This is a genomic window from Bdellovibrionota bacterium, from assembly GCA_040386775.1.
In the GTDB taxonomy this organism is placed as follows: Bacteria; Bdellovibrionota; Bdellovibrionia; order Bdellovibrionales; family JAEYZS01; genus JAEYZS01.
Map to the genome: position 1 here is coordinate 66,584 of JAZKEU010000015.1, position 20,374 is coordinate 86,957.

Genomic DNA, 20,374 nt, shown 5'->3' on the forward strand with positions numbered 1-20,374 from the left:
GTATAAGGTATTTAAGTTTATTATTATAATGATTTTCATTTTTTCTTTAAGTCCGTCTTTAATGGCTAAAGAGAAATGTGAAGATGTACAAAATATTTTTGGTCTTGAAGATGTTATTCACACTTCATTATTATCTCAGCCTCCATGCAAAAAATTAAAAGAAATTTGGGATCAGAGAGTAAAACTTTCTATACGAGCGCCTAGAAATTTCGATAACAAATTTTCCCGTGCATTCACCGATTGCCAGGCTGGACTTTATAAAAATTGTTACCAGCAACAAAAAGATATCGCAGAAGAAGATTTGCATAAAGTCTTTCAAGAATTTAAAAAAGATCCTTATTTAAAAATGGAAGATCCTGCCAGGATGTGTTTGCAGAGAGCTTACATCTTGGCAGAAAAGTTATCAAAAGCTGGATACAAAGTAGAAATTGCGGGATTTTTGAGTCCCACTCTTGTGGGTTTAGTTAAAAACGAAAAAAATGAAATCGTGGGCTTCAATCAATATTCTCCGCTTTTAGAGCGGGGTTATCACTATGCAGTGAGTGTAGATGTAAAGCTCGCCAATGGGAAGATTGAAAAAAGAATTTTAGATCCTCAGTATGCAGAGGAGCCCATGTCCGTGGATGTCTACAGTAGGCACTTAACTGGAGATAAGTGCTATAAAAAATCAAGGCCCGAAGGGTGCCAAATCGAATTCAATACTCCAGTAGTATTTAATTATCAAAAGTATAAACCCGATAATTTTTTGAAAGGCAAATTACTTCTTTTGAATCAATGTGGCTGGAATATGCTAGATTCTGCAAAAGAAGATATTGATTTTATCAGAAGTAAAAATTTCTTAGCCAAACCTCTAAAAGCAACGCAGACAGATTTAGGTGAAGAAGAAATGAAAAGGTTGCTGCATATCAAAAATTTAGAAGAAAAAATAGAGCTTTATCAAAGCACTATTTATGAAATAGAAGATGCACTCGATAGTAAAACTCAAATTTTAAATTCTGAAAGCAGAAAAACAGCTGAAAGAGCTATAAAGAAAGCCCGTAAAAAAATCTTAGAACTTAAGTACGAGCTTTCAATTCGAGATACTCAAGAGAAATGATTAGCCTTGTTTCCAGATGGGTCCAAGGTAGTCGTTCTTCCCAATATCAACGCCATTAGATCTTAAAATCGAATAAGCAGTTGTAAAATGAAAATTGAAGTTCGGGATTGCATGTTGGATCAAGTAAGTCTTTCCATCCATAACCATTCCGGGTTTGAAAGAGGAAGTGATCTTCTTAGATTCATACCCAGAGAAGTGCTCGGGTTTTACTTTTTCTAGAACCGCAATAGTGTTGTCGATTCTTTTCATAAATTCTTCAAGAGTTGTTTCCTCGTCTTTGAAGCTTGGAACTTCCAAGTTTGTGAGTCGGCCGACAAACATTTTTGCCGTATCACAAGTGATTTGAATTTGACGCGAAAGTGGAAATTGGTCCGCAATGAGCCTAGTGTTGAATAGAACTGACATATCTATTTTTTTAGTTTCAGCAAAGCCTTGGGCTTTTGATAAAATATTTTTAAGTTGTTCTAGTCCCCAGATAAATTGTTGAGTGGTAACTTCTGTAATGCCGATGTTCATAATATACCTCGTGTTTGGGTGAACAGATATACTTCTCCTGAGACATCAAAAAATCAAGGCTTATTCCTTCCAGAGACCTCTGGCTTGAAGCGTTCTTTTTAATTTTTCGTTATATACGTTAATGAGAGCTTCATACACCGCATCGCCTTCAATTATTTTGAGCGCGTGAGCAATAGCTTGCAATGTGGCCATGCCTTCGGGAGTATTTTCTTTGCGCATAAAAAACTTATTGGTATTTGGCGTAGATATCATAACTCGAGGTAGCGCTGCTAGTTCTTTGTGGCGATGATGAACCTTGCTGGCTTGGCGCCAATTTCCATCCGGTACAATCAATTGAATAGGTTTGTCGCTTTCATTGGCCAATTCCTTAGTCAATTCCACGGAGCCTTCGCAAGGATAAAAAACCAAGCTCCGGTAGTTATTATTCAGAAGATCGGAAAGATCTAAGGTTTTTTTATCCAAACCTCGAATTCTCATTACGCTATTCGAAAGTGCTTTGATAGCAAGTCTACCTGTGTTTGTTGGTCGCTTCAGTTCTTTGGCATGAACGACGAGGGCGATTCTAGTTTTAATTTCAATCGTAGGAATAAGGTCACACATACAAATTTCTTTGTGAAGGTAACATTCCAAGCAGGGATTTTTAGTTTTTCTTTGTCTATCTAAAGTTAAATCAGACGACATGATCATTCCAATTTAATTTTATCATAAGATTTTTAAAGTCATCAGGCAGCGTGGCTTTGATATTCATTTGCATGTTTGTTTTTGGATGTATAAATGAAAGTTCGGTACACGCCAATAACAATCTTTTGATTTTAAATTCATTTTCAAAAAATTTATTGTGTTTAGCCGCTCCATGAGTTGTGTCGCCAATAATGGGATGATTGATGTGTCTTAAGTGGCGTCTGATTTGATGCTTTCTGCCCGTGACCGGCATAGCCAACACAAGGGAGTATCTACTCGTTGGATATTTATCAACTTCAAAAGGTAGTTCGATTTGGGCAAGAACTTTTATTTTTGTGATCGCTTCTTGTGCAGGTTTATCTTGTCTGGCTTTTTTATCCGCAATTCTATCGAGTTCTTCTTTTAGAGGATAATCGATAGTGATGTCTTCTTTGACGTAACCCCGAACAATGGCGAGGTATTTTTTGTGAACTCGGCGTTCTACGAACTCGGTTTGCATAATTCTTGCGATGTCTGAGGAAAGTGCAAATACTAGCGTTCCAGAGGTGGGTTTATCGAGACGATGAACGGGAAATACTTGAGCTCCCAGCTGATCCCTTAAAGAATTTACAACAGATTCGGTCTCACCAAAATTCATTTTTGTGCGATGAACCAAAATTCCTGCTGGCTTATTCACTGCTATTAAGTATTGATCTTGGAAAATTATAGATATTGTCACAATCAAATATAATATCCCATATTAGTGACTTTTAGTTCAATATATTTTACCAAAATCACATAATTGTGCTAAGGTTCTTCCACCGGAGTAAAACGATGAAATTGGATGAAAATACTAAGAGACGTATATTGGAGTTATGGGAAAAGAAAGTCCGTGTAAAGTGCCCTGAAATCAGGGGCCAGCCTCGGATTGAACTCTTAGATCATTTGCCACAGTTTATAGACCGATTGTTTGCTGCTCTCCGAAAAGAAGAGCATCACACAGAAATGAAAAGAACCGAGCATGTGAGTAAAATTCATGGAAATCTAAGATCAAAGATTGAAGATTATTCTTTAGCAGAAGTATTGCGCGAGTATTCGATACTTCGTTTAGCAGTAATAGAAATTTTAAGTGAGGACCATATTCTTTCCGCTGAAGAACAAAATATTATTCATATTTTGATTGATGAAGCAGAGGTTGTTGCTGGTACAGAGTTTTCCGAGAGTCGCATACTCATTGCAGAGTGTTTAAATGAAGAATTAAAACGCAGCAACGCCGAACTGGAAAGATTTGCGGCGATTGCAGCCCATGATCTGAGATCACCTATTGCAACCATCATTGGATTTATAGATATCATCCAAGACGGTTATCCTAATCCTAGTGATCAAACTCTAAAAAGCTTTAAAGCTATTCAGTCTTCAGGTGAGCGCATGCTGCTTTTGATTGAAAGGCTTCTGGCCTACGCACAGTTGGGGCATGAGACTGCACTCATCAAAGATGTAAATCTCAATGAAGCTGTTTATGAGGTTGAGACCAGTTTAGCTGAAGATATAAATAAAGGGGAGGCAAAACTCATTTATGATAACCTTCCAACGATTCAAGCAGACCCAATGCTAGTTCATCAATTACTACAAAATTTAATTGGTAATAGCTTAAAATTTAAAAGTAAAAATCCATCGGTAATTAAAATTGAAGTTGAGAGCGAAGATGAAGATAAATGGACTATCAGTGTGCAGGACAATGGAATTGGCTTTGATGATAATCACAGCAAATCTATTTTTGAACCTTTCAAACGTCTTAACAGCACAAAAGAATATCAAGGCAGCGGGTTAGGGCTTGCCACAGTGAAGCGTGTGGTCAGTCTTCTGGGTGGAGAAATTTGGTGTGAAAGTAAAATTGGCGAAGGTGCAAAATTTATATTTACAATTCTAAAAAAAACTAAGTGATGTCTCAAAATCTACTCCAATTGAATGGCGGCAATAAGGCCTTCGGTATGCAAGTGCTGTTTGATCAGGCAACATTTGCGCTTAACGAAGGTGAGCATGTGGGTGTGATCGGTCCCAATGGTGCGGGCAAAACCACGCTTTTTAAAATTCTCATCGGCGAAGAAGATCTCGATGAAGGACAAATCGTCAAATCCAGATCTCTTTCCTTAGGCTATTTGTCTCAACACGATCATTGGCACGCTGATGAAACTGGAAACAGCTACTTGGAACGCATATCTAAGCTCCCACTTTGGCAAGTCAAGACCATGGGAAGAGAACTTAAAGTCACGGAAGATATTTTCGAAAAGAAGATCATGAGTTTGAGTGGTGGATATAGAATGCGGATTAAGCTGTTGGGATTGTTGGGGCAAGATCCAAATCTTTTACTGCTCGATGAACCCACAAACTATTTGGATTTAGAAACCACGCTATTGTTGGAAGTTTTTTTGCAAAGCTACGAGGGTGCGTTTTTACTTATTTCTCATGACCGTGAATTTTTAAGAAGAACCACGGATCATATTTTAGAAGTCGAGGCCGGCGAGATCGTAAAGTACAATGGAAACATTGATGATTACTTTGATCAAAAAGAACTCTTAAGAACACAACTTGAGGCTAAAGCGCGCAGCCAAGCCGACAAAAGAAAAGTGGTTTTGGATTTCGTAGCGAGATTTGGAGCTTCGGCGAACAAAGCCAAGCAGGCGCAAAGTAGACTGAAATCCTTGGACCGCATGGAAAACATTGCGATCAAAGATCTTCCTGTGGGTGCCAGCATTCAAATCCCAGAGCCTCCACATGTTGGCAAATCCATTATCAAGCTCGAGAAAGCATCTTTTGGCTATTCAGAGAAAAAAGTCATCAGCGATATTTCACTAGAGATAAAAAGAGGCGATCACGTGGCCGTGGTGGGATTGAACGGCGCAGGTAAATCCACGCTACTCAAAGGTATCGTCGGTACGCTAAAGCCTCTGGATGGAACAAGAGAATTGGGTTATGAAGTGAAAATAGGAATTTTTAACCAGCACGTGATTGAAGTGCTAAATCCAAATCACACGGTGATGGAATCGCTAGAAGATGCCGCCCATAATGATGTGAAACGCCAAGAAGTTTTGAATATGGCAGGATCTTTACTTTTCTCAGGTGATCGCATTCACAAAAAAGTGCAAATGCTTTCGGGCGGCGAAAAATCTAGAGTTGCCCTGGGAAGATTATTACTCGAAAAAGTTCCCTGCTTACTTCTAGATGAACCAACGAACCATTTGGATTTTCAAACTGTAGAGGCACTCACTCAAGCGCTGATCAAGTACACAGGTACATTTGTCGTCGTAAGCCATGATAGAGGTTTTATTAAAAGAGTAGGGAATAAGATTCTGGAAGTTTCTTCCGGCGGAGTATTGCTTTATCCAGGGACCTACGATGAGTATGTTTGGAGTTTGCAGAAGAGACTTGCGACAGAAGAAGACGTGGTTGAAAAAGTTGCGGTCAAGATTGTCGAAACTAAAAAAACTACAGACAAAAGAGAGCGTGACAAAAAACTAAGAACTTTAAGTCGTAAAATTGAACAGTGCGAAGAGACAATTGCAAAATTAGAAAAACAAAACTCCGAGATCAACGAAAAAATCGTTGCCGGAGATGCCTCTCGAGAGTTGGGACAGGAAATGGCCAATAACTTTATTAAAATTCAAGAACTAGAATCGGAATGGTTAAATATGGAAGAAGAGAAGAAATCTCTAACCGAAGATTTATAGCTGTTCGCGAGCGTTCAAACAAAGTTCATCGGCGCGCTCGTTGTGAGTTTTTCCAGAGTGAGCTTTTACCCATTTCCAAGTGATCTTGTGATTTTGACTGAGATAATCTAAAGCGATGATGATATCCACGTTAGGAATTTTTTGACCTTTGGCCTTTATCCAACCATTAGCCTTCCAGCCTTTACTCCAAAGCGTCATTGTATCCACAAGAATTCGACAATCAGTATAGAGAGTAACCTTAGAGCTCTGAGGTAAAATTTTAAGTGCTTCAATGGCGGCTTGAAATTCCATGCGGTAACTGGTGGTTTTCTTTTCGCGACCAAATCCTTCCGTAAGAACTTTGCCGTTTTGAACCATCACGAAAGCCCAAGATCCGTAAGACCCTTTCTCGCTTCCGTCTGTGTAGATTTCGATGGCTTTTTTATTTTTTAGCATTGTCTTTTCATTTCCACTCAGAAAACCCTCGATATAATGTTTATAAGGACTTAGCTTGGTAAAATAAAGAGAATCTCTGGGTTGATGTAAAGTCTACTCTGCTTAGAAAACAGGAAAATTTAAGGCCATTACAGATTGGACTCAGCGCTTCTCACCATTATTTAATTTAATTGACCCGATTATTTTCACATAGAAGACTTTAGAAGCCGTTTATATAAGCCAACAATAGGGTTGGTGTTTCTACTGAGCGCCGTAAATGCTCATCTATGAGGGGGAATATGAAGTTTATCATCGGAGCAATTGCTCTATTAGTGTCTGTGTCGTCAATGGCGACAGTATCTGGGTCAAAAACAATTACAATCATGGCTTATAACGTGGAGAATTTATTCGATACCACCCATGATGCTGGAACAATCGATTGGACTTACCTTCCAATCGCAACAAAGAAGGCATCAAAAGAAGCTCAGAAATATTGTAAATCAATGAGTGAAGGCTTCTATAAAGAAGAGTGCTTGAACTTAGACTGGAGTGAGAAAGCCTACGCTGATCACCTTCGTAATTCAGGACGCGTCATTAAAGAATCAAACCCTGACATCGTAGTTTTAGAAGAAATTGAAAGCTTAAAAGTTGTCAACGAGCTTGTAGACAGAGCTCTCGGTGGAGCCTACAAGCACCGCGCTCTTATTGAAGGGGACGATTCTAGAGGAATCGATGTGGGTGTGATTTCAAAATACCCTATCGTATCTTCTAAGCGTCACAGTACGTTTGTGAATGGTAAAAAATTAAATACTAGAGGAATTCTAGAAGTCACAATCAACGTGAATGGAAAAAAGATTACGGTGTTCGGCAACCATTGGCCTAGCCAAGCCAATCCCGCAGAAGAGCGCGTAGCAAGTGCGGAACAATTGTTAGAGCTTGCTCAAGGCCAAAAATCCGATCTTGTGATGGCGGTGGGAGATTTCAACACTATTGATACAGATCGTCCGCATCCCTTTAAAGTTTTAGCCAATGACTTCCACGATGCAGAACAAGAAGCTCGTGACCTGGGTGTAAAATTAATGCCCGGAACCCACAACCATAAAGGTGAGTGGTCATCTCTGGATAGAATTTTTGTTTTCAAAAATGCAAAAATTCAGCCAGATTGGAGTTCTTTTAAAATTGTAGCTCATCAATGGATGTTGGATGACGCAAAGAAAGTTCCAAAACGCTTTGATGCAAAAACGGGAGAGGGGTTTTCTGACCATTTACCTGTCACAGTTCAAGTCTCTCTAGATTAAAAAATAGCTCCAGTTGCCTCAATTTTAGCAATCAGCGAATTGAGGCAATAGCCACTTAATTTTTTGAGGATAAAATTTTTGAGGACCGTTGCGTCATCATATCAAAAATATCATCGAAACAAGACTAAATTGAAACTCTGACTTGAAAGAATTCTCTCTAAACTGTAATCACAAGTAGCAGAATTGTTAAATGCAAAATTCGCTTATTGACGGAGGATTCATGTTCAAGTTTCAGGTTATATTCTCATTGATTTTTACTCTTATCCTTTCAGTTTCTTGCACCAGCAAAAGAGATAAAGAATTAGGTTCCGCAGAAAATCCCGTAAAATTCTTTTTTGTACCATCGGTGGATGCGACTCTTCTAGATTCGGGAGCAAAAGTAGTTAAAGAATATTTAGAAAAAGAAACTCCTTACAAATATAAATTTGCCATTCCACAAAGTTATGTGGCGGTAGTGGAAGCCTTTGGAACAGACCGAGCCGATGTTGCGTCTCTGAATACATTTGGATACATATTGGCTAACGAAAAGTACGGTGTTGAAGCTCTCATCAGGGTTATTCGTTATGGATCAGATACGTATAAATCTCAAATCATTGCCAAGGCTGATGGTCCGATCAAGAAATTAGAGGATATTAACGGGAAAAAATTTGCCTACGTGGATTCTGCATCCACGTCAGGATACTTACTGCCGGCAAAATATTTGAAGGATAAAGGAGTGCAACCAGAGTCAGTGGTATTTGCAAAAAAGCACGACAACGTCGTGACGATGATTTACCAAGGACAAGTGGATGCAGGAGCTACTTTTTACACTCCGCCAGACAATGGGAAGATTCAAGATGCGAGACGTTTAGTAAAAACTCAATTTCCAGATGTTGAAGAGAAAATTAAAATTGTGGAGCTGACTTCAGACATTCCAAATGATCCAATTGTTTTCAGAAAAGATTTATCACCAGAAATGAAAAAAACGATTCAAGATGCACTCCTCAAATTTGTTAAAACTCCAGATGGAGCTAAGGCTTTCCATGATCTTTACGGTGTAACAGATTTTAAAGTGAGCACTGACAAAGACTACGATTCAGTGAGAGATATTCTCAAAGCTCTAGGTAAAAATGCTTCGGACCTAATAAAATAATTTAGATGAATAGGAATTTTTAATGAGTACGATATTATCCGTTAAGAACTTAGTAAAAACATACCCGAATGGAGTACAAGCTCTAAAGGGTGTTTCCTTTGATGTTAAAAAAGGGGAATTCGTCGTGATTATCGGGCTGAGTGGTTCTGGAAAATCCACTTTACTCCGATGTTTAAATCGTCTCCATGATCCCACTTCTGGTGAAGTTATTTTTGATGGCAAAAATATTGTCAAAATTCAAGGAGCCGAAATTCGTGGCCTTCGTAAAAAAATGGCCATGATTTTTCAAAGTTTCAATCTGATTGATCGTCACACGGTAATCAGCAATGTTTTGACCGGGAATCTCCACAGAACGGGAACACTCAAAAGTATTTTAGGTATTTTTTCCGAAGAAGAAAAAAGTATCGCCAATAAGTTTTTAAAGTTAGTGGGTATCGGAGATAAAGCTAATTACCGAGCGGATCAACTTTCGGGTGGCCAAAAACAAAGAGTAGCTATTGCGAGAGCGCTGGCTCAAGAACCAGAAGTCCTGCTCGCGGATGAACCTGTCGCCTCGCTAGATCCCGCGACTTGCCACGTGGTGATGGATTATTTAGAAAAAGTAAATAAGGAATTAGGCATTACGATCATTTGCAACCTCCATTTCTTGAGTTTAGTAAGAAGATACGCAACTCGCGTGATCGCGCTAAAAGGTGGGGAAGTAATGTACGATGGTGATCCAAAATCCATAGACAATAAATGGTTTGAAACAATTTACGGCGAAGGCGCTAAAGAAGTTCACATCAATTAAGGTTTTAAAAAGTTTGTTACAGCTAGGGAATCTAAAAGGGAATTGTAAGAGGAAAATTGTAAGATGCGCGAAAATATAAAAGCTTCGATATTTGATATTTTTTCATTTGGATATTTGCTCACATTAGCATTTGTCACGTGTTACCGGCCGACGGAAGAGCAGCTCTTAAACATAGAAATAGGTGCAATTGTAACATTGATTTGTTTTATAGTGGGTTGGGTGCTGACATTTGTTCTTTACAAATTCAATGTTAAAACTCTAGGTCTTTTGATTTTCGAAGCGGCACACAAAAAAGCCTTGGGAAATAAGAAAAGTTTTTTAAAAAGCTTTTGGGGTTGGCATTTACAGGTCCTTTTTTGGGCGACATTCATTGTTTCCATTTATGTCACAGAATTTAGTTTTGATGACTTATTTTATGTGAAAGGCCTAGAAGGTGCACAAAGAATTTTTGTAAGCCTGATTACGCCAAACTTTGCCATTCTTCCTCAAGGCTTAATGGCCATTTTTGAAACAGTCTTTATGGCTTTTATGTCGACGGTAATTGCTGTTCCAATCGCTTTTGTTTTAAGTTTTGTTTGTGCCAAGAACGTTATGGGAAAAACGATGATTGGTTTTTCTGTATATTCGGTAATTAGAATTTTTAATAACATCGTAAGATCCATCGAACCTCTAATCTGGGCTATCATATTCTCCGTTTGGGTGGGAATTGGTCCATTTGCAGGGATGTTGGCACTGATGATAACTTCTGTTGCATCACTCACTAAACAGTATTCAGAATTTATTGAAGGGGTGAGTGAAGGTCCTATTGAAGGTATCCAATCGACGGGAGCAAATAGTCTTCAAGTTATTTGGTACGCCATTGTTCCTCAAATAGTTTTGCCTTATATTTCCTATACAATTTATCGCTGGGACATCAACGTCAGAATGGCGACAATCATTGGTCTCGTTGGTGGCGGTGGTATTGGTACTATGTTGATGAATTATCAGGGGCAAGCTCTCTGGCATGAAGTGGGTACTTTAGCTCTTCTCATTGTTATAGTGGTATGGGCAATGGATACGGCATCGGCTTATATTAGAGAAGCAATTAAATAATTCTATTTTTAAAGTCTTCTTCGCTTCTACCGATCAAAGATTTACACCGAGGCGTCGGTTTATTTTCTTTATTTTATGAAGAAAGTTCATAAGCATAATCCTAACTTGATGTCTCCTGACTCTAGAAATACCTAAACGGTATTCGAGAGAGGTATCCCATGGGAAAAAATATTTTTTTTATTTTTATAATTCTATTTCAAATTTCGGTACTGGCGGAAGAGCTAAAATTTGATCGTGGCCCTGATCCGCAAGATCCTATGCAAAAAGAATTAATTGAAATCATTCAAGACATGCCCTTCTTGCCAGGAATTTCAGAGCAACTTCAGGTTTTAGTGCCTTCACAAAAAGGGCAGAAGATGCGTCCAGATTTTGGTGCGATGCCACTGCGTGGATTTTTAACTCCCAATTCTATTTCTGTGCTCGTGATTGGACAAGATGGAACGCATATAGCAGAAGGCGCTAATCGACCAGGCATTGCGGGATTTGGTGGCCGGGTCCACGATATGCTTATGCATTTTGGAATTTACGAGAGTGTGTTCTTTACAAATCTTTACGTGAATACAATTTCAGGACAATACGGGAGTCGTAGTACGCCGGTGGTAAAAGATGGAAAGTCTATTCAGTACCTCAATGTGATTGAGAACAGACAATGGCTTATGACCCATGATGGTCTCTATGGAAAATGGAGAAATCGTTTTCTTTCTTGGGTTATCAGAAATAATCTAGACTCTCTAAAAATGGTAATGATGCTTGGACAAGCCGGAAAAGATGCAGGAGCAAATCTTGTGAATCATCTAGGTGGCAAAGTGACGGCAAGACCTAGCGTCGGCACTGGAGAGCAGTACAATGTACCGGTATTTAAAATGGTAGGAGCCGGTGGCAATAATGAGTGGGCCGTACCCTTAACCAAAGATGGTGAAGACGTTGCGCAAGTTCTAATTCAAAATCCAAAAATTTTAAGTACCTTCAAAGATTCTTTAAATAAAAAACTTAAAGAGCTTGAAGAGCAAGAAACCTCAAAAACAATTCAGTCACAAATTAAAATTCTTAAGAAACGAATCTTAGCATTAGAAAAGCCATTTGATTACAGAGATGCGGATCGTGAAACTGGTGAAGGAATTAGTACGACCAATGCAAAAGAATTATTGGTGGCCAACGTGGAAGCTGCAACCCAGCTTATGGTATTCACGCGCGGTGGGCCTCAAAAAAATGGAGTTCTTTATCCTGAACAATTTGGTGGCTGGGATCTAGAAACGATGGAAGTAAACGGTAAAAAAACACGTTCTATTCAAGGTCTAAGAATTCCTTGTGATGGAAGCCAAGCTGGTGTTTGTGCGGATGCAGAATACGTCATTGCACCTGATGTTGTTTTTGTAGGAGCTCCACATCCGACAGCCTTAAGCATGGGTGAAATGACTAGAAAGGGAAGTGCTGCAAAGAGCGTTGAAAAAGAATTACTAACCCCACTCAAAGAAGAACAATCAAGAGGTTGGGTTCCGCCGGCTCCGGAAAAAAATCTCAACTCACGCTTCTTAGAAGGAAAACCTTATTCCTACGGCAGAGGAATCATTCCACCAAGTCACGGTGATCCAGGAATAACAGATATGCGTTTGTTACCTGTATCAACAGCGCAACGTAGCGGCAGCAGTACCATTGTGATTGGAACAAGAGACCGCGCGCAATTTTCAAAAGAAAAACTAAAAGAAATGGAAAAAGCCACACCATCCAATGAAGATCTTGTGAATAGCCATAACGTTCTAACAAGTCGTCCAAAGTTTGAATCATGGTTATTTAAATACGACCGTGGGCCTGATAGTAGATATGCAAAATTACTTTTTGAGACGCTTGATAAAAAGTCAGTCCTCTGGGTGAAAGCTCAGTACAATGAGGAGGCTCAAGGCATTCTTAAAGAAAAACTCAAAGCAGACATGTCTCCTGATGAGCAAGACGATGTGTATTTAAAAACTGTGGGTATCATGTTTGATAAATATGGAATCGATGCCTTCAATTTCAAATCTCATCCCGAAGCTGGATTCTTTGGACATTATCGTGGAACGTTCGAAAACCCGCGTGTTGTTATTCTTGCCGATCCCCATGGTTACGATAGCTTTATCACTTCAAAAGCTGCTACTGGAGAAAGAGGGCAATATCTGAATGGTTTGATGAGCGACCTTGGGGTCGGAAGTGACTATCTAGTGATCAGTACGGTTCCCATGATGATGGATGGCGCTACAAATGAAGAATGGTCTGGGGTTTTAGAAAGCACGCAAAATTATCGTGATCAACTTTTTAAAGAAATATTATCTCAAGGTACGCCAGACTTATTGATTGCAGACGGGCCAAATGCAGCCAAAGAATTAAAACGCATGGGTTATGATTTTGTCACAATTGAATCTAACGGCAAAGCAGACTCAGGATTTAAAGAAGCTGGATTAAAAATCGCGCAACGAAAAGCTTTTGCAAATGCCTCAGAAATTTCCGGAGCTAGAGTTGATATTCCGCGCGAACACCTGACTTGGATTGCCAGAGTTTGGGAAGGCACTTCTGGAGACCGTGTTATCACCGCAGATGATAAAGAAAACAAAGGAAAGGCTTTTGCCATCGTTGCTCCCAATTGGGCAAGATTTGCCGAAGTTCACTTCACTAAAGAAGAGCAGGCCACCATTTCCGAACTTGTGAATAGGCTAACGCTATCGGGTGAACCATTGCCTGGAGAGAAGATATCCGACTATGTCGAGCGCCGTTCGACGTGTATTTCCTTGGCCGAATACAAAGAACAAAAAGGAAAAAAGAAATGTGAATTGAATTCCCCGCTGCAATTCCTGGGAGTCCTTAAGGATGCTGGTTCTTTTTAAGAAGGTAGCAAGTGAGAGAAATTTTAATTCCAAATAAACTCTTCGATAACTTCAATCGTTGGATCGAGGCTGAGTCTTACCGGACAATTCTTTCCAACTCTTTCTAAAAAATGTCTTTTGTTTTCCGGAATGCCTGCGGGCATTTCGATTTTTACGGTGAGTTTTGAAATCTTTCTGGGATCCACTTGCATTTCTTTGGTCGCCGAAAACTTTGCATCTTTGATATCAAAGGGAAGATCGTTTTTTTGTATAGCAATTGCCATGGTGGTAAGGATGCAACTTCCAAGGGCTGCGCACATCAAGTCTGTCGGTGAGAATGCTTCGCCTTTTCCTTTATTGTCTTTTGGAGCGTCCGTATTGATTTTTATTTGCGAAGGACCGTGAGTAAGTTCGCATCGCTTTTCGCCTTTATATGTTCCATACATCTCAACCATGGTAATCTCCTTCAAAATAAGTATTCATTATTTAAGAACGATGAAGCTGAGGCAAGATATAAATTATTCATCGTGAGTCCAAACTGGCTTCACTTTGAGTACAAAAAAATTGTTGTGCGTCATTCTGAATGTTACAACCCTCTTTATGAAATTAACAACAAACCAAACAACTAATTTAAGAATAGAACTACAAAAAGAGTTCGTTCGCCGTCGCAAGGTCAATGCCAATTACTCGATGAGAGCTTACGCTAAAGCACTGGACATCAATCAGTCTTTTTTATCCAAGATAATGAATGGACAAAGATCGATCAGCCCAGCCATTGCGGAAAGAATTGTTCCAAAGCTTAAGATCAAAGCCACGGCAGCGCCTCTGTTTCTTTATCCGTATCTTACTATGGATAGTGTTCAGTACAGCCAGATGGCCGAAGATGAGGTCAGTCTTTTATCAGAGTGGTCACACTTTGCGATTCTAGAGCTGATCAAAACTAAAAATTTTAAGTCAGATCTAAAGTGGATGGCAAGTCGCTTGGGCCTTCATAATAAAGAAGTGCAAGACTCTTTGGAGCGTTTAGCTCGAATGAAGTTCATTGCAATTGAGAACGGAGGAATCACACTACTCAAGCCCAACAACAATTGGACAAACAACGTTGCAACATCAATAGCAAGGCAAGAATTACAAAAAGAACTGCTAAAAAAAGCCCATAATGCTGTGGAGTCGGTGGAGTTTTCTAAGCGCGAAAATGTTTCATTGACCGTGTCGATCACAAAGGATCGGCTGCCAGAATTTAAAGAACGTATAAATAAATTAAGAGATGAGCTCGATGCCTACTTCCAACCTTCCTCTGATCAAGAAAAGTTTGATGAGGTCTATCAGCTTACAATCGCATTTTTTCCTTTAACCCAAGAATTAAAAAAATAAAATTATTAAAAAATAGGAGAAGTAATTATGAATATAAAAAGTTTAATTAAGATAGCTTTGGCATGTGCCATGTTGTACGCGAGTCCAAGTGTTTACGCCGCAGAACCCATTGAGCGCCCAGTGCAGAAAGGCCAAGGCGGAAACGGTCAGGGTGGTGGAGGCATTACGCGCAATGGTCGCTACATGACTTTTTACAGTGCGGGTTTTTATACTGAGCCTCTGGAAGCAACTTCAGATGAAGTTCCACAGCTGGCGCAATTGATTCATTTTTTCAATACAAACGCTTATATAAGTGAACTCACAAAAGTGAAGTATGCTTCAAAGCTAATGCCTTCATCGGTTAGAAAGTACTACCGAGTGCAAGCCAATACATTTACGCCAGAGGTTCGGGCAAGATTACTTGAAGAGTATGGTCGTGTGATGAAGGTCAATGTGAATGAGGTGGCTCTTTTTGCGATCACGGATACTGAGAATGGAACAACTTATCTTTTTCCAGAGTATTTTAGTTTAAAGCCAACGGAGCAGCAAGCCATGCTCTTTCATGAGACTTACTGGTTGATCAATCCAAAAGCGACATATGCTGAAGTGATTGATGCCGAAATGTCTTTTCAAGCTCACATTGAAAATCTGTCATCTCCTGAAAAATTAGTTCGTTGGCTAAGAACATCTGGAACTCATGGTGATGTGCTCATTTCGGCAATTAAATCAGACCTTAGAACCGGAGCTATGAACGGCTTGGTAAATGACAATAGTATTTCAATACTAAATTTATTAGGGGCTCAATTTATAAATTGTAAAATGAGAGGTTTGAGAGAGGAGTGTATTCCATTTATTAGCACTCATGTGTATGCTTTAAGTCAACGATACCCTAATTCATTATTTATTAAAGTCTATTCTGAAAGCTTGAGTGGAAATAAAGTAAGTATAAGGCTTAATAACGGTGGTTATGATTACGGTGATCTTCTTAATGGCGGGTACTCTACAAATGATAGAGCTATACTAGAGGCATTAACTAAAAAAAGTTTAAGCTTGTCCAGTATTGATTATTCGGGAGACTCTGAATTTGTCGAGGAGCTAATTCCGAAAACACGTAATAGTTACCCAGTGCTAATTAGATTCAATTTAAACAAAGAGAATTAAGGAAAAAATATGAAAAATAAATTATTAATTATGATTTTGTCAGTAGCAGCGATGAACGCTGAAGCCAGAAATATTCACCGCGATGATAATAATTATTACGAATTCAACCGCAGGTATTTTATTTATAATCACAGCAGCTGCGTTTCAGAGTACATCACAAAACTCAGTGAAAAAGAAAGCGTTGCGGAATCTTGCAAGCAAGATCAAAGTTTGCAACTTGCTTGGGCCACGCAAAACTACCCCAACTTGCACGAAAACCCTCGCCGGGTTCAATACTGGCAAGGTGGTTACTCAAAAGTATTGGCCACAACAAGCACTTATTTACGTGAGCTAGTGGACGCTTGCCGTGGAAGGATCCTCTCTAAGATGAATTTTACCCAAACAGATGAAAGGGTCGCTCGACACGAGATCACTAATCCCAACCTGTCACCATCTGTAAAAGAGTCGTTTATGCTGGTTCCAATGACTGAGGATGAGGCAAATCAAGAGTTAGCAGAGGCTAAAAAGAGATGCTTAGCAAAATAATCAAAATAATGTTTAACTTACTTGCCACTTTAGGACATAATTTATGTTCTATGAGTGGCAAGGTGCCATTCTTAAACAGTGAGAGAATATGCAAACAGGTAAAGTGAAGTTTTTTAATGCAGGTAAAGGTTTCGGATTTATTACGCCAGACGACGGTGGTAAAGACGTTTTTGTTCACGCTAACGACATCGGCGGGATTCAACTTAATGAAGGCGATAAAGTTCAGTTCGAAATTGGCCAAGGCAAAAAAGGCCCACAAGCTAATAACGTAAAAGTTGTTAACTAATATACGCGCTGCGCAAAGTGAAGTGCCTACGGCTTAGGTCCTACGCACTTCACCACGCTAAATCTGAAAATAAAAAGTAGTTCCTGAATTTACTTTTGAATCAAACCAAATAGCACCATCGTGCAAATCAATAATTTTTTTTGAAATAGGTAAACCCATTCCAATGCCACTGTATTTCTCTTGATTGTGCAAGAGTTCAAAGGGTGTGAATAAATACTGTGCATGGGCCATATCAAATCCCACGCCGTTGTCTTGAATAAAAAAGGCATTTCCTTTAGGTGTTGTAGTAGAGCCAATTTGAATTTTCACAGTTTCATTTTTTGATGCAAATTTAATAGCGTTATCTATTAGGTTTTCCAGCATAACAGTAATAAGAGTTTTATCGCCCTGGGCTTTGAGGTTTGGTGTTATAAGGATATCAATTGGCTTAGAATGAATATTTTTTCTATTACTCACGATGCTTGAACAAATTTCTGTACAGATTCCTGTTAAGTCCAATTCACAAACTTGAAGTTTTCTTTCGCTCAAGCGAGTATAGGTCAACATACTGTCGATAAGTAGCTGTGTACGTTGGGCAATTCCAATGATTTTTTTAATGTTAGTTTTAATATTAGATATAGCAGAGTCATCAAAGGCTTGCGGGGACTGGTCCAAGAGCAGGTTGCTGAACCCTATGATACTTCGAATTGGTGAACGTAAGTCATGGGATATGAAGCGAGTTAGATTTTCTAAATCCTCCGTTGCAACTTCCAAGGGAGACTTAGGTGTCATTGTCCGCTCTTAATGACTCTAAAAATAATTCCAATAGAGAATACTCAGAGTGTCCTAAGCTTTGAAACTTAACTCCTGTACCAACGCCATCTTTTTGCCAACATCTTTTAACGTTCAGGGAAAGATTCTGATTTAGGATTGAAAGAGTAATAGGAATAGACTCATCGTGAATGGAGCTGGGTAATCCTCCTTTAATAAGCAATCCTCCTAAACTCACATTCGTTACATTTATAGATATTTTCTCATTTGAAACCAAAAGTACAGCATCTAGACTCACATGAAATCTTTTATGTTTTCTACGTTGAATCGTATCTGTTTTGGAGTCAGGTCGAGTTCGACCTAATAGAGTGCAAGAGATGATTTCACATATCTTCGCAGGCTTTTCAAAAACTTGAATATTATCATACTCTTTGAGCTGTAGGGAATCAGGGGATCCTGAGATAACGGCAATTTTTTGTGTTGGGTTGGAGTATTTTATATCAAATATAAGAGCTTCTCCGCTTTTAAGAGGCAGCATTAAATCTGTTATAACAAGGTCATACTTCGTATTCTCGTAGTGTGAAAGTGCAGACCTGGCATCTTGAAAGTAATCAACGTCGTATTTTTCTGCGATTTCTTTTTTGTATAATTTTAACGTTGTAGGACTGTCCTCTATAATCATGATTTTGAATTTGTGGCTTTGGGCAGGCGTTTTTGATGGTATCATAAAATGTAAATTTCCTTTAGATATAAGTTTAAACTAAAATTATTTATTCTTCAATAGCTTAAGAACCGAATTAGACCAATGGAATATTAAATAAAAATTGTATAAAATGATAAAATGTGAGAACTAGTGTTCTTATGCGTGTATATAAAGATCAGAATTTTAACCAGGACATGAGGCGGATAAAAATATCCATCATGACGGTGCTATGTGTCTTGGTTGTTATTGTATTGGGTTTAATTGCTTGGGACAAGGATATTCTTTTTTTCAAAGTTTTGATTGGAATGTCTATCGTGATAATTCTTTTCGTTAGTTTTCTTGTTTCTAAAGTAAATGCACATATGATCATGCTTGAAAGTACTTTGGATCAGCCCCTCGAAGAAACATTCAGATTAGAACCTTTAGGTAAAGAAACTCTTCAAAGGCACGGATGGATTGAGGATTTAAAAAGAAGTGTGCGATTATTTTACGGACTATTTGAGTTTGCGCCAGATGCAATTATTTGTGTGGGTGAAAATGGAAAAATACACAAGATCAATACGCAAACTGAGGAACTTTTTGGCTATGTACGCGAAGAGCTACTTGGCAAACAAATTGAAATTTTGATACCTGAAAAATATCGTAAAGGACATGTTCATCATAGGATGAATTATCAGAAAGATTCTAAGGTCAGGCCCATGGGAGCGAGCGGTCCCTCTCTTATGGGGCTAAAAAAAGACGGTACAGAGTTTCCGCTAGCCATTAAGATTGGTCCCGTTCAGTTTGATGGTATGAATGTAACCCTGGCTGTGATTAGAGATATATCTGCTCAGAAAGAAGCCGAGCAGATTATTAAAAATCTCAATCAGGAGTTGCAAATGAAGGTCACTGATATTGAGTTTGCCAATAAAGAGCTTAAGTCTTTTTCTTATTCAGTTTCCCATGATTTGAGAGCGCCCATAAGAAGTATGATTGCATTTTCAAAAGGAATTTTAGAGGAAAACGAAAGTCTTTCTGATGAAGCAAAAAGAAAACTGAATAAAGTTTTGGCTGCCTCTGAAAGAATGGGCAATTTAGTGGATGCTTTATTAAAGCTAGCCCAGATTTCTCGCAAGGAGCTAAAGCTTCAGGATGTGAATTTAGGAGCAATTGCAAGATTGCTAATGAGCGAAGTTATAACTGAAAATCCGGGGCTCGAAATAAAGACAAAAATTCTTGATGAATCCATCGTGAAAGGTGATCCGGATTTACTGTCTGTTATGTTAAAAAATTTATTTGCCAATGCCGTAAAATTTTCTTCGAAAAGAGAATTCATTGAGCTTGAGTTTGGTGTTGTGGCAGATCCTGATAAAAATATTTACTATGTTAAAGACAATGGAGTTGGGTTTGAAATGCAGTATGCTAAGAACCTATTCCAAGACTTTGAAAGACTCCATCATGCAAATGAGTTTGAAGGAACGGGAATTGGCTTGTCTTCGGCTAGGAGAATAGTAGAAAAACATGGTGGAAAAATCTGGGCCGAATCAAAACCAGACGAAGGTGCAATTTTTTATTTTCAAATATAATAGAAGGAGAAATTATTTATGTTAAGTAACAACGAAAAATATATCCTGCTAGTAGAGGACAATCCCGACGATGAAGAATTGACAATAATTGCTTTGAAAAAAGGAAATATAAATAATGAAATAAAAGTTGTAAGAGATGGAGTAGAGGCCCTTGAATTTTTATTTTCCGCGACGATACTGCCACAGGTGGTGCTGTTGGATTTGAAACTGCCTAAGAAAAAAGGTTTAGAGGTTTTAAAAGAAATTAGAGGAAACGAGAAAACAAAAAAGCTTCCAGTTGTAGTTCTGACATCATCAAAAGAAGAAGAGGATTTGATAAAGAGTTACCATTTGGGTGCCAATAGCTATGTATGTAAGCCCGTAAATATGGAGCAATTTACAATGGCTGTGCAGCAGTTGGGTCTCTACTGGCTAGTTTTAAATGAGTCGCTGACTTGAATTATGCATGACCTATTCCATTATTTATCTCAT

General features: G+C 38.7%; 21 protein-coding genes and 1 riboswitch. Of the genes, 14 read left to right on the forward strand and 7 right to left on the reverse strand.

Annotation, left to right across the window (positions count from 1 at the left end):
- Window positions 1-28: 28 nt before the first annotated feature.
- The gene (locus V4596_09085; GenBank protein MES2769288.1) at window positions 29-1,096 is read left to right on the forward strand and encodes a hypothetical protein; all 1,068 of its coding nucleotides are present in this window, start codon (window positions 29-31) and stop codon (window positions 1,094-1,096) included.
- Here the strand turns inward: V4596_09085 and V4596_09090 are convergent, their stop codons facing one another.
- From V4596_09090 to V4596_09100, 3 genes are read right to left on the reverse strand one after another with little or no spacing between them, the layout of a single operon-like run.
- Window positions 1,097-1,612 carry a DUF1993 domain-containing protein gene (locus V4596_09090; GenBank protein ID MES2769289.1) on the reverse strand — a complete coding sequence of 172 codons (516 nt, stop codon included), beginning with the start codon at window positions 1,610-1,612 and terminating at the stop codon, window positions 1,097-1,099.
- A gap of 60 nt (window positions 1,613-1,672) precedes the next feature.
- Complete coding sequence (locus tag V4596_09095) at window positions 1,673-2,293, reverse strand: tRNA-uridine aminocarboxypropyltransferase (protein ID MES2769290.1); 621 nt, start codon at window positions 2,291-2,293, stop codon at window positions 1,673-1,675.
- Window positions 2,283-2,969 carry a pseudouridine synthase gene (locus tag V4596_09100; protein MES2769291.1) on the reverse strand — a complete coding sequence of 229 codons (687 nt, stop codon included), beginning with the start codon at window positions 2,967-2,969 and terminating at the stop codon, window positions 2,283-2,285. Before V4596_09100 ends, V4596_09095 begins: the two co-directional genes overlap by 11 nt.
- 137 nt (window positions 2,970-3,106) lie before the next feature.
- On the opposite strand from V4596_09100, the gene V4596_09105 reads away from it, so the two are divergent.
- Complete coding sequence (locus V4596_09105; GenBank protein MES2769292.1) at window positions 3,107-4,216, forward strand: ATP-binding protein; 1,110 nt, start codon at window positions 3,107-3,109, stop codon at window positions 4,214-4,216.
- Complete coding sequence (locus tag V4596_09110) at window positions 4,216-6,000, forward strand: ABC-F family ATP-binding cassette domain-containing protein (protein ID MES2769293.1); 1,785 nt, start codon at window positions 4,216-4,218, stop codon at window positions 5,998-6,000. Before V4596_09105 ends, V4596_09110 begins: the two co-directional genes overlap by 1 nt.
- Here V4596_09110 and V4596_09115 read toward each other — a convergent pair.
- Window positions 5,995-6,435 (reverse strand): ribonuclease H, encoded by a 441-nt coding sequence (locus V4596_09115; protein ID MES2769294.1) that lies wholly within the window; start codon window positions 6,433-6,435, stop codon window positions 5,995-5,997. The two genes, V4596_09110 and V4596_09115, sit on opposite strands and share 6 nt — an antisense overlap.
- 190 nt (window positions 6,436-6,625) lie before the next feature.
- A riboswitch (purine riboswitch) is annotated at window positions 6,626-6,722 on the forward strand.
- Here V4596_09115 and V4596_09120 point away from each other — a divergent pair.
- From V4596_09120 to V4596_09140, 5 genes are all read left to right on the forward strand, one after another.
- Window positions 6,714-7,712 carry an endonuclease/exonuclease/phosphatase family protein gene (locus tag V4596_09120; GenBank protein ID MES2769295.1) on the forward strand — a complete coding sequence of 333 codons (999 nt, stop codon included), beginning with the start codon at window positions 6,714-6,716 and terminating at the stop codon, window positions 7,710-7,712. Its footprint overlaps the riboswitch before it by 9 nt.
- Before the next feature lie 220 nt (window positions 7,713-7,932).
- Window positions 7,933-8,844 (forward strand): phosphate/phosphite/phosphonate ABC transporter substrate-binding protein, encoded by a 912-nt coding sequence (locus V4596_09125; protein ID MES2769296.1) that lies wholly within the window; start codon window positions 7,933-7,935, stop codon window positions 8,842-8,844.
- A gap of 22 nt (window positions 8,845-8,866) precedes the next feature.
- The gene (phnC, locus tag V4596_09130; GenBank protein MES2769297.1) at window positions 8,867-9,634 is read left to right on the forward strand and encodes a phosphonate ABC transporter ATP-binding protein; all 768 of its coding nucleotides are present in this window, start codon (window positions 8,867-8,869) and stop codon (window positions 9,632-9,634) included.
- Between the two features lie 63 nt (window positions 9,635-9,697).
- A complete protein-coding gene (gene phnE / locus V4596_09135) occupies window positions 9,698-10,726 on the forward strand; it encodes a phosphonate ABC transporter, permease protein PhnE (GenBank protein MES2769298.1) in 1,029 nt (342 codons plus the stop codon).
- A gap of 158 nt (window positions 10,727-10,884) precedes the next feature.
- The gene (locus V4596_09140) at window positions 10,885-13,581 is read left to right on the forward strand and encodes a hypothetical protein (GenBank protein ID MES2769299.1); all 2,697 of its coding nucleotides are present in this window, start codon (window positions 10,885-10,887) and stop codon (window positions 13,579-13,581) included.
- Between the two features lie 23 nt (window positions 13,582-13,604).
- On the opposite strand, the gene V4596_09145 is transcribed toward V4596_09140, so the two are convergent.
- A complete protein-coding gene (locus V4596_09145) occupies window positions 13,605-14,015 on the reverse strand; it encodes an OsmC family protein (GenBank protein ID MES2769300.1) in 411 nt (136 codons plus the stop codon).
- A gap of 145 nt (window positions 14,016-14,160) precedes the next feature.
- Between V4596_09145 and V4596_09150 the strand changes: the two genes are divergently transcribed.
- The 4 genes from V4596_09150 to V4596_09165 all read left to right on the forward strand — a co-directional run bounded on the left by V4596_09150 (window position 14,161) and on the right by V4596_09165 (window position 16,885).
- A complete protein-coding gene (locus tag V4596_09150; protein MES2769301.1) occupies window positions 14,161-14,934 on the forward strand; it encodes a TIGR02147 family protein in 774 nt (257 codons plus the stop codon).
- Window positions 14,935-14,961: 27 nt separating this feature from the next.
- The gene (locus V4596_09155) at window positions 14,962-16,074 is read left to right on the forward strand and encodes a hypothetical protein (protein MES2769302.1); all 1,113 of its coding nucleotides are present in this window, start codon (window positions 14,962-14,964) and stop codon (window positions 16,072-16,074) included.
- Between the two features lie 9 nt (window positions 16,075-16,083).
- A complete protein-coding gene (locus V4596_09160) occupies window positions 16,084-16,599 on the forward strand; it encodes a hypothetical protein (protein MES2769303.1) in 516 nt (171 codons plus the stop codon).
- An 88-nt stretch (window positions 16,600-16,687) separates the two neighbouring features.
- Window positions 16,688-16,885: a cold-shock protein gene (locus V4596_09165; GenBank protein ID MES2769304.1), complete on the forward strand. Its 198-nt coding sequence runs from the start codon at window positions 16,688-16,690 to the stop codon at window positions 16,883-16,885.
- Window positions 16,886-16,942: 57 nt separating this feature from the next.
- Here V4596_09165 and V4596_09170 read toward each other — a convergent pair whose 3' ends face one another.
- Both V4596_09170 and V4596_09175 read right to left on the reverse strand, forming a co-directional pair.
- Window positions 16,943-17,656: an ATP-binding protein gene (locus tag V4596_09170; protein ID MES2769305.1), complete on the reverse strand. Its 714-nt coding sequence runs from the start codon at window positions 17,654-17,656 to the stop codon at window positions 16,943-16,945.
- A complete protein-coding gene (locus tag V4596_09175; protein MES2769306.1) occupies window positions 17,646-18,362 on the reverse strand; it encodes a response regulator in 717 nt (238 codons plus the stop codon). Before V4596_09175 ends, V4596_09170 begins: the two co-directional genes overlap by 11 nt.
- A 194-nt stretch (window positions 18,363-18,556) precedes the next feature.
- On the opposite strand from V4596_09175, the gene V4596_09180 reads away from it, so the two are divergent.
- On the forward strand, window positions 18,557-19,903 hold the full coding sequence (locus V4596_09180) for a PAS domain S-box protein (protein ID MES2769307.1): 1,347 nt from the start codon (window positions 18,557-18,559) through the stop codon (window positions 19,901-19,903).
- A gap of 18 nt (window positions 19,904-19,921) precedes the next feature.
- On the forward strand, window positions 19,922-20,341 hold the full coding sequence (locus V4596_09185) for a response regulator (GenBank protein MES2769308.1): 420 nt from the start codon (window positions 19,922-19,924) through the stop codon (window positions 20,339-20,341).
- The last annotated feature ends 33 nt before the right edge of the window (window positions 20,342-20,374 follow it).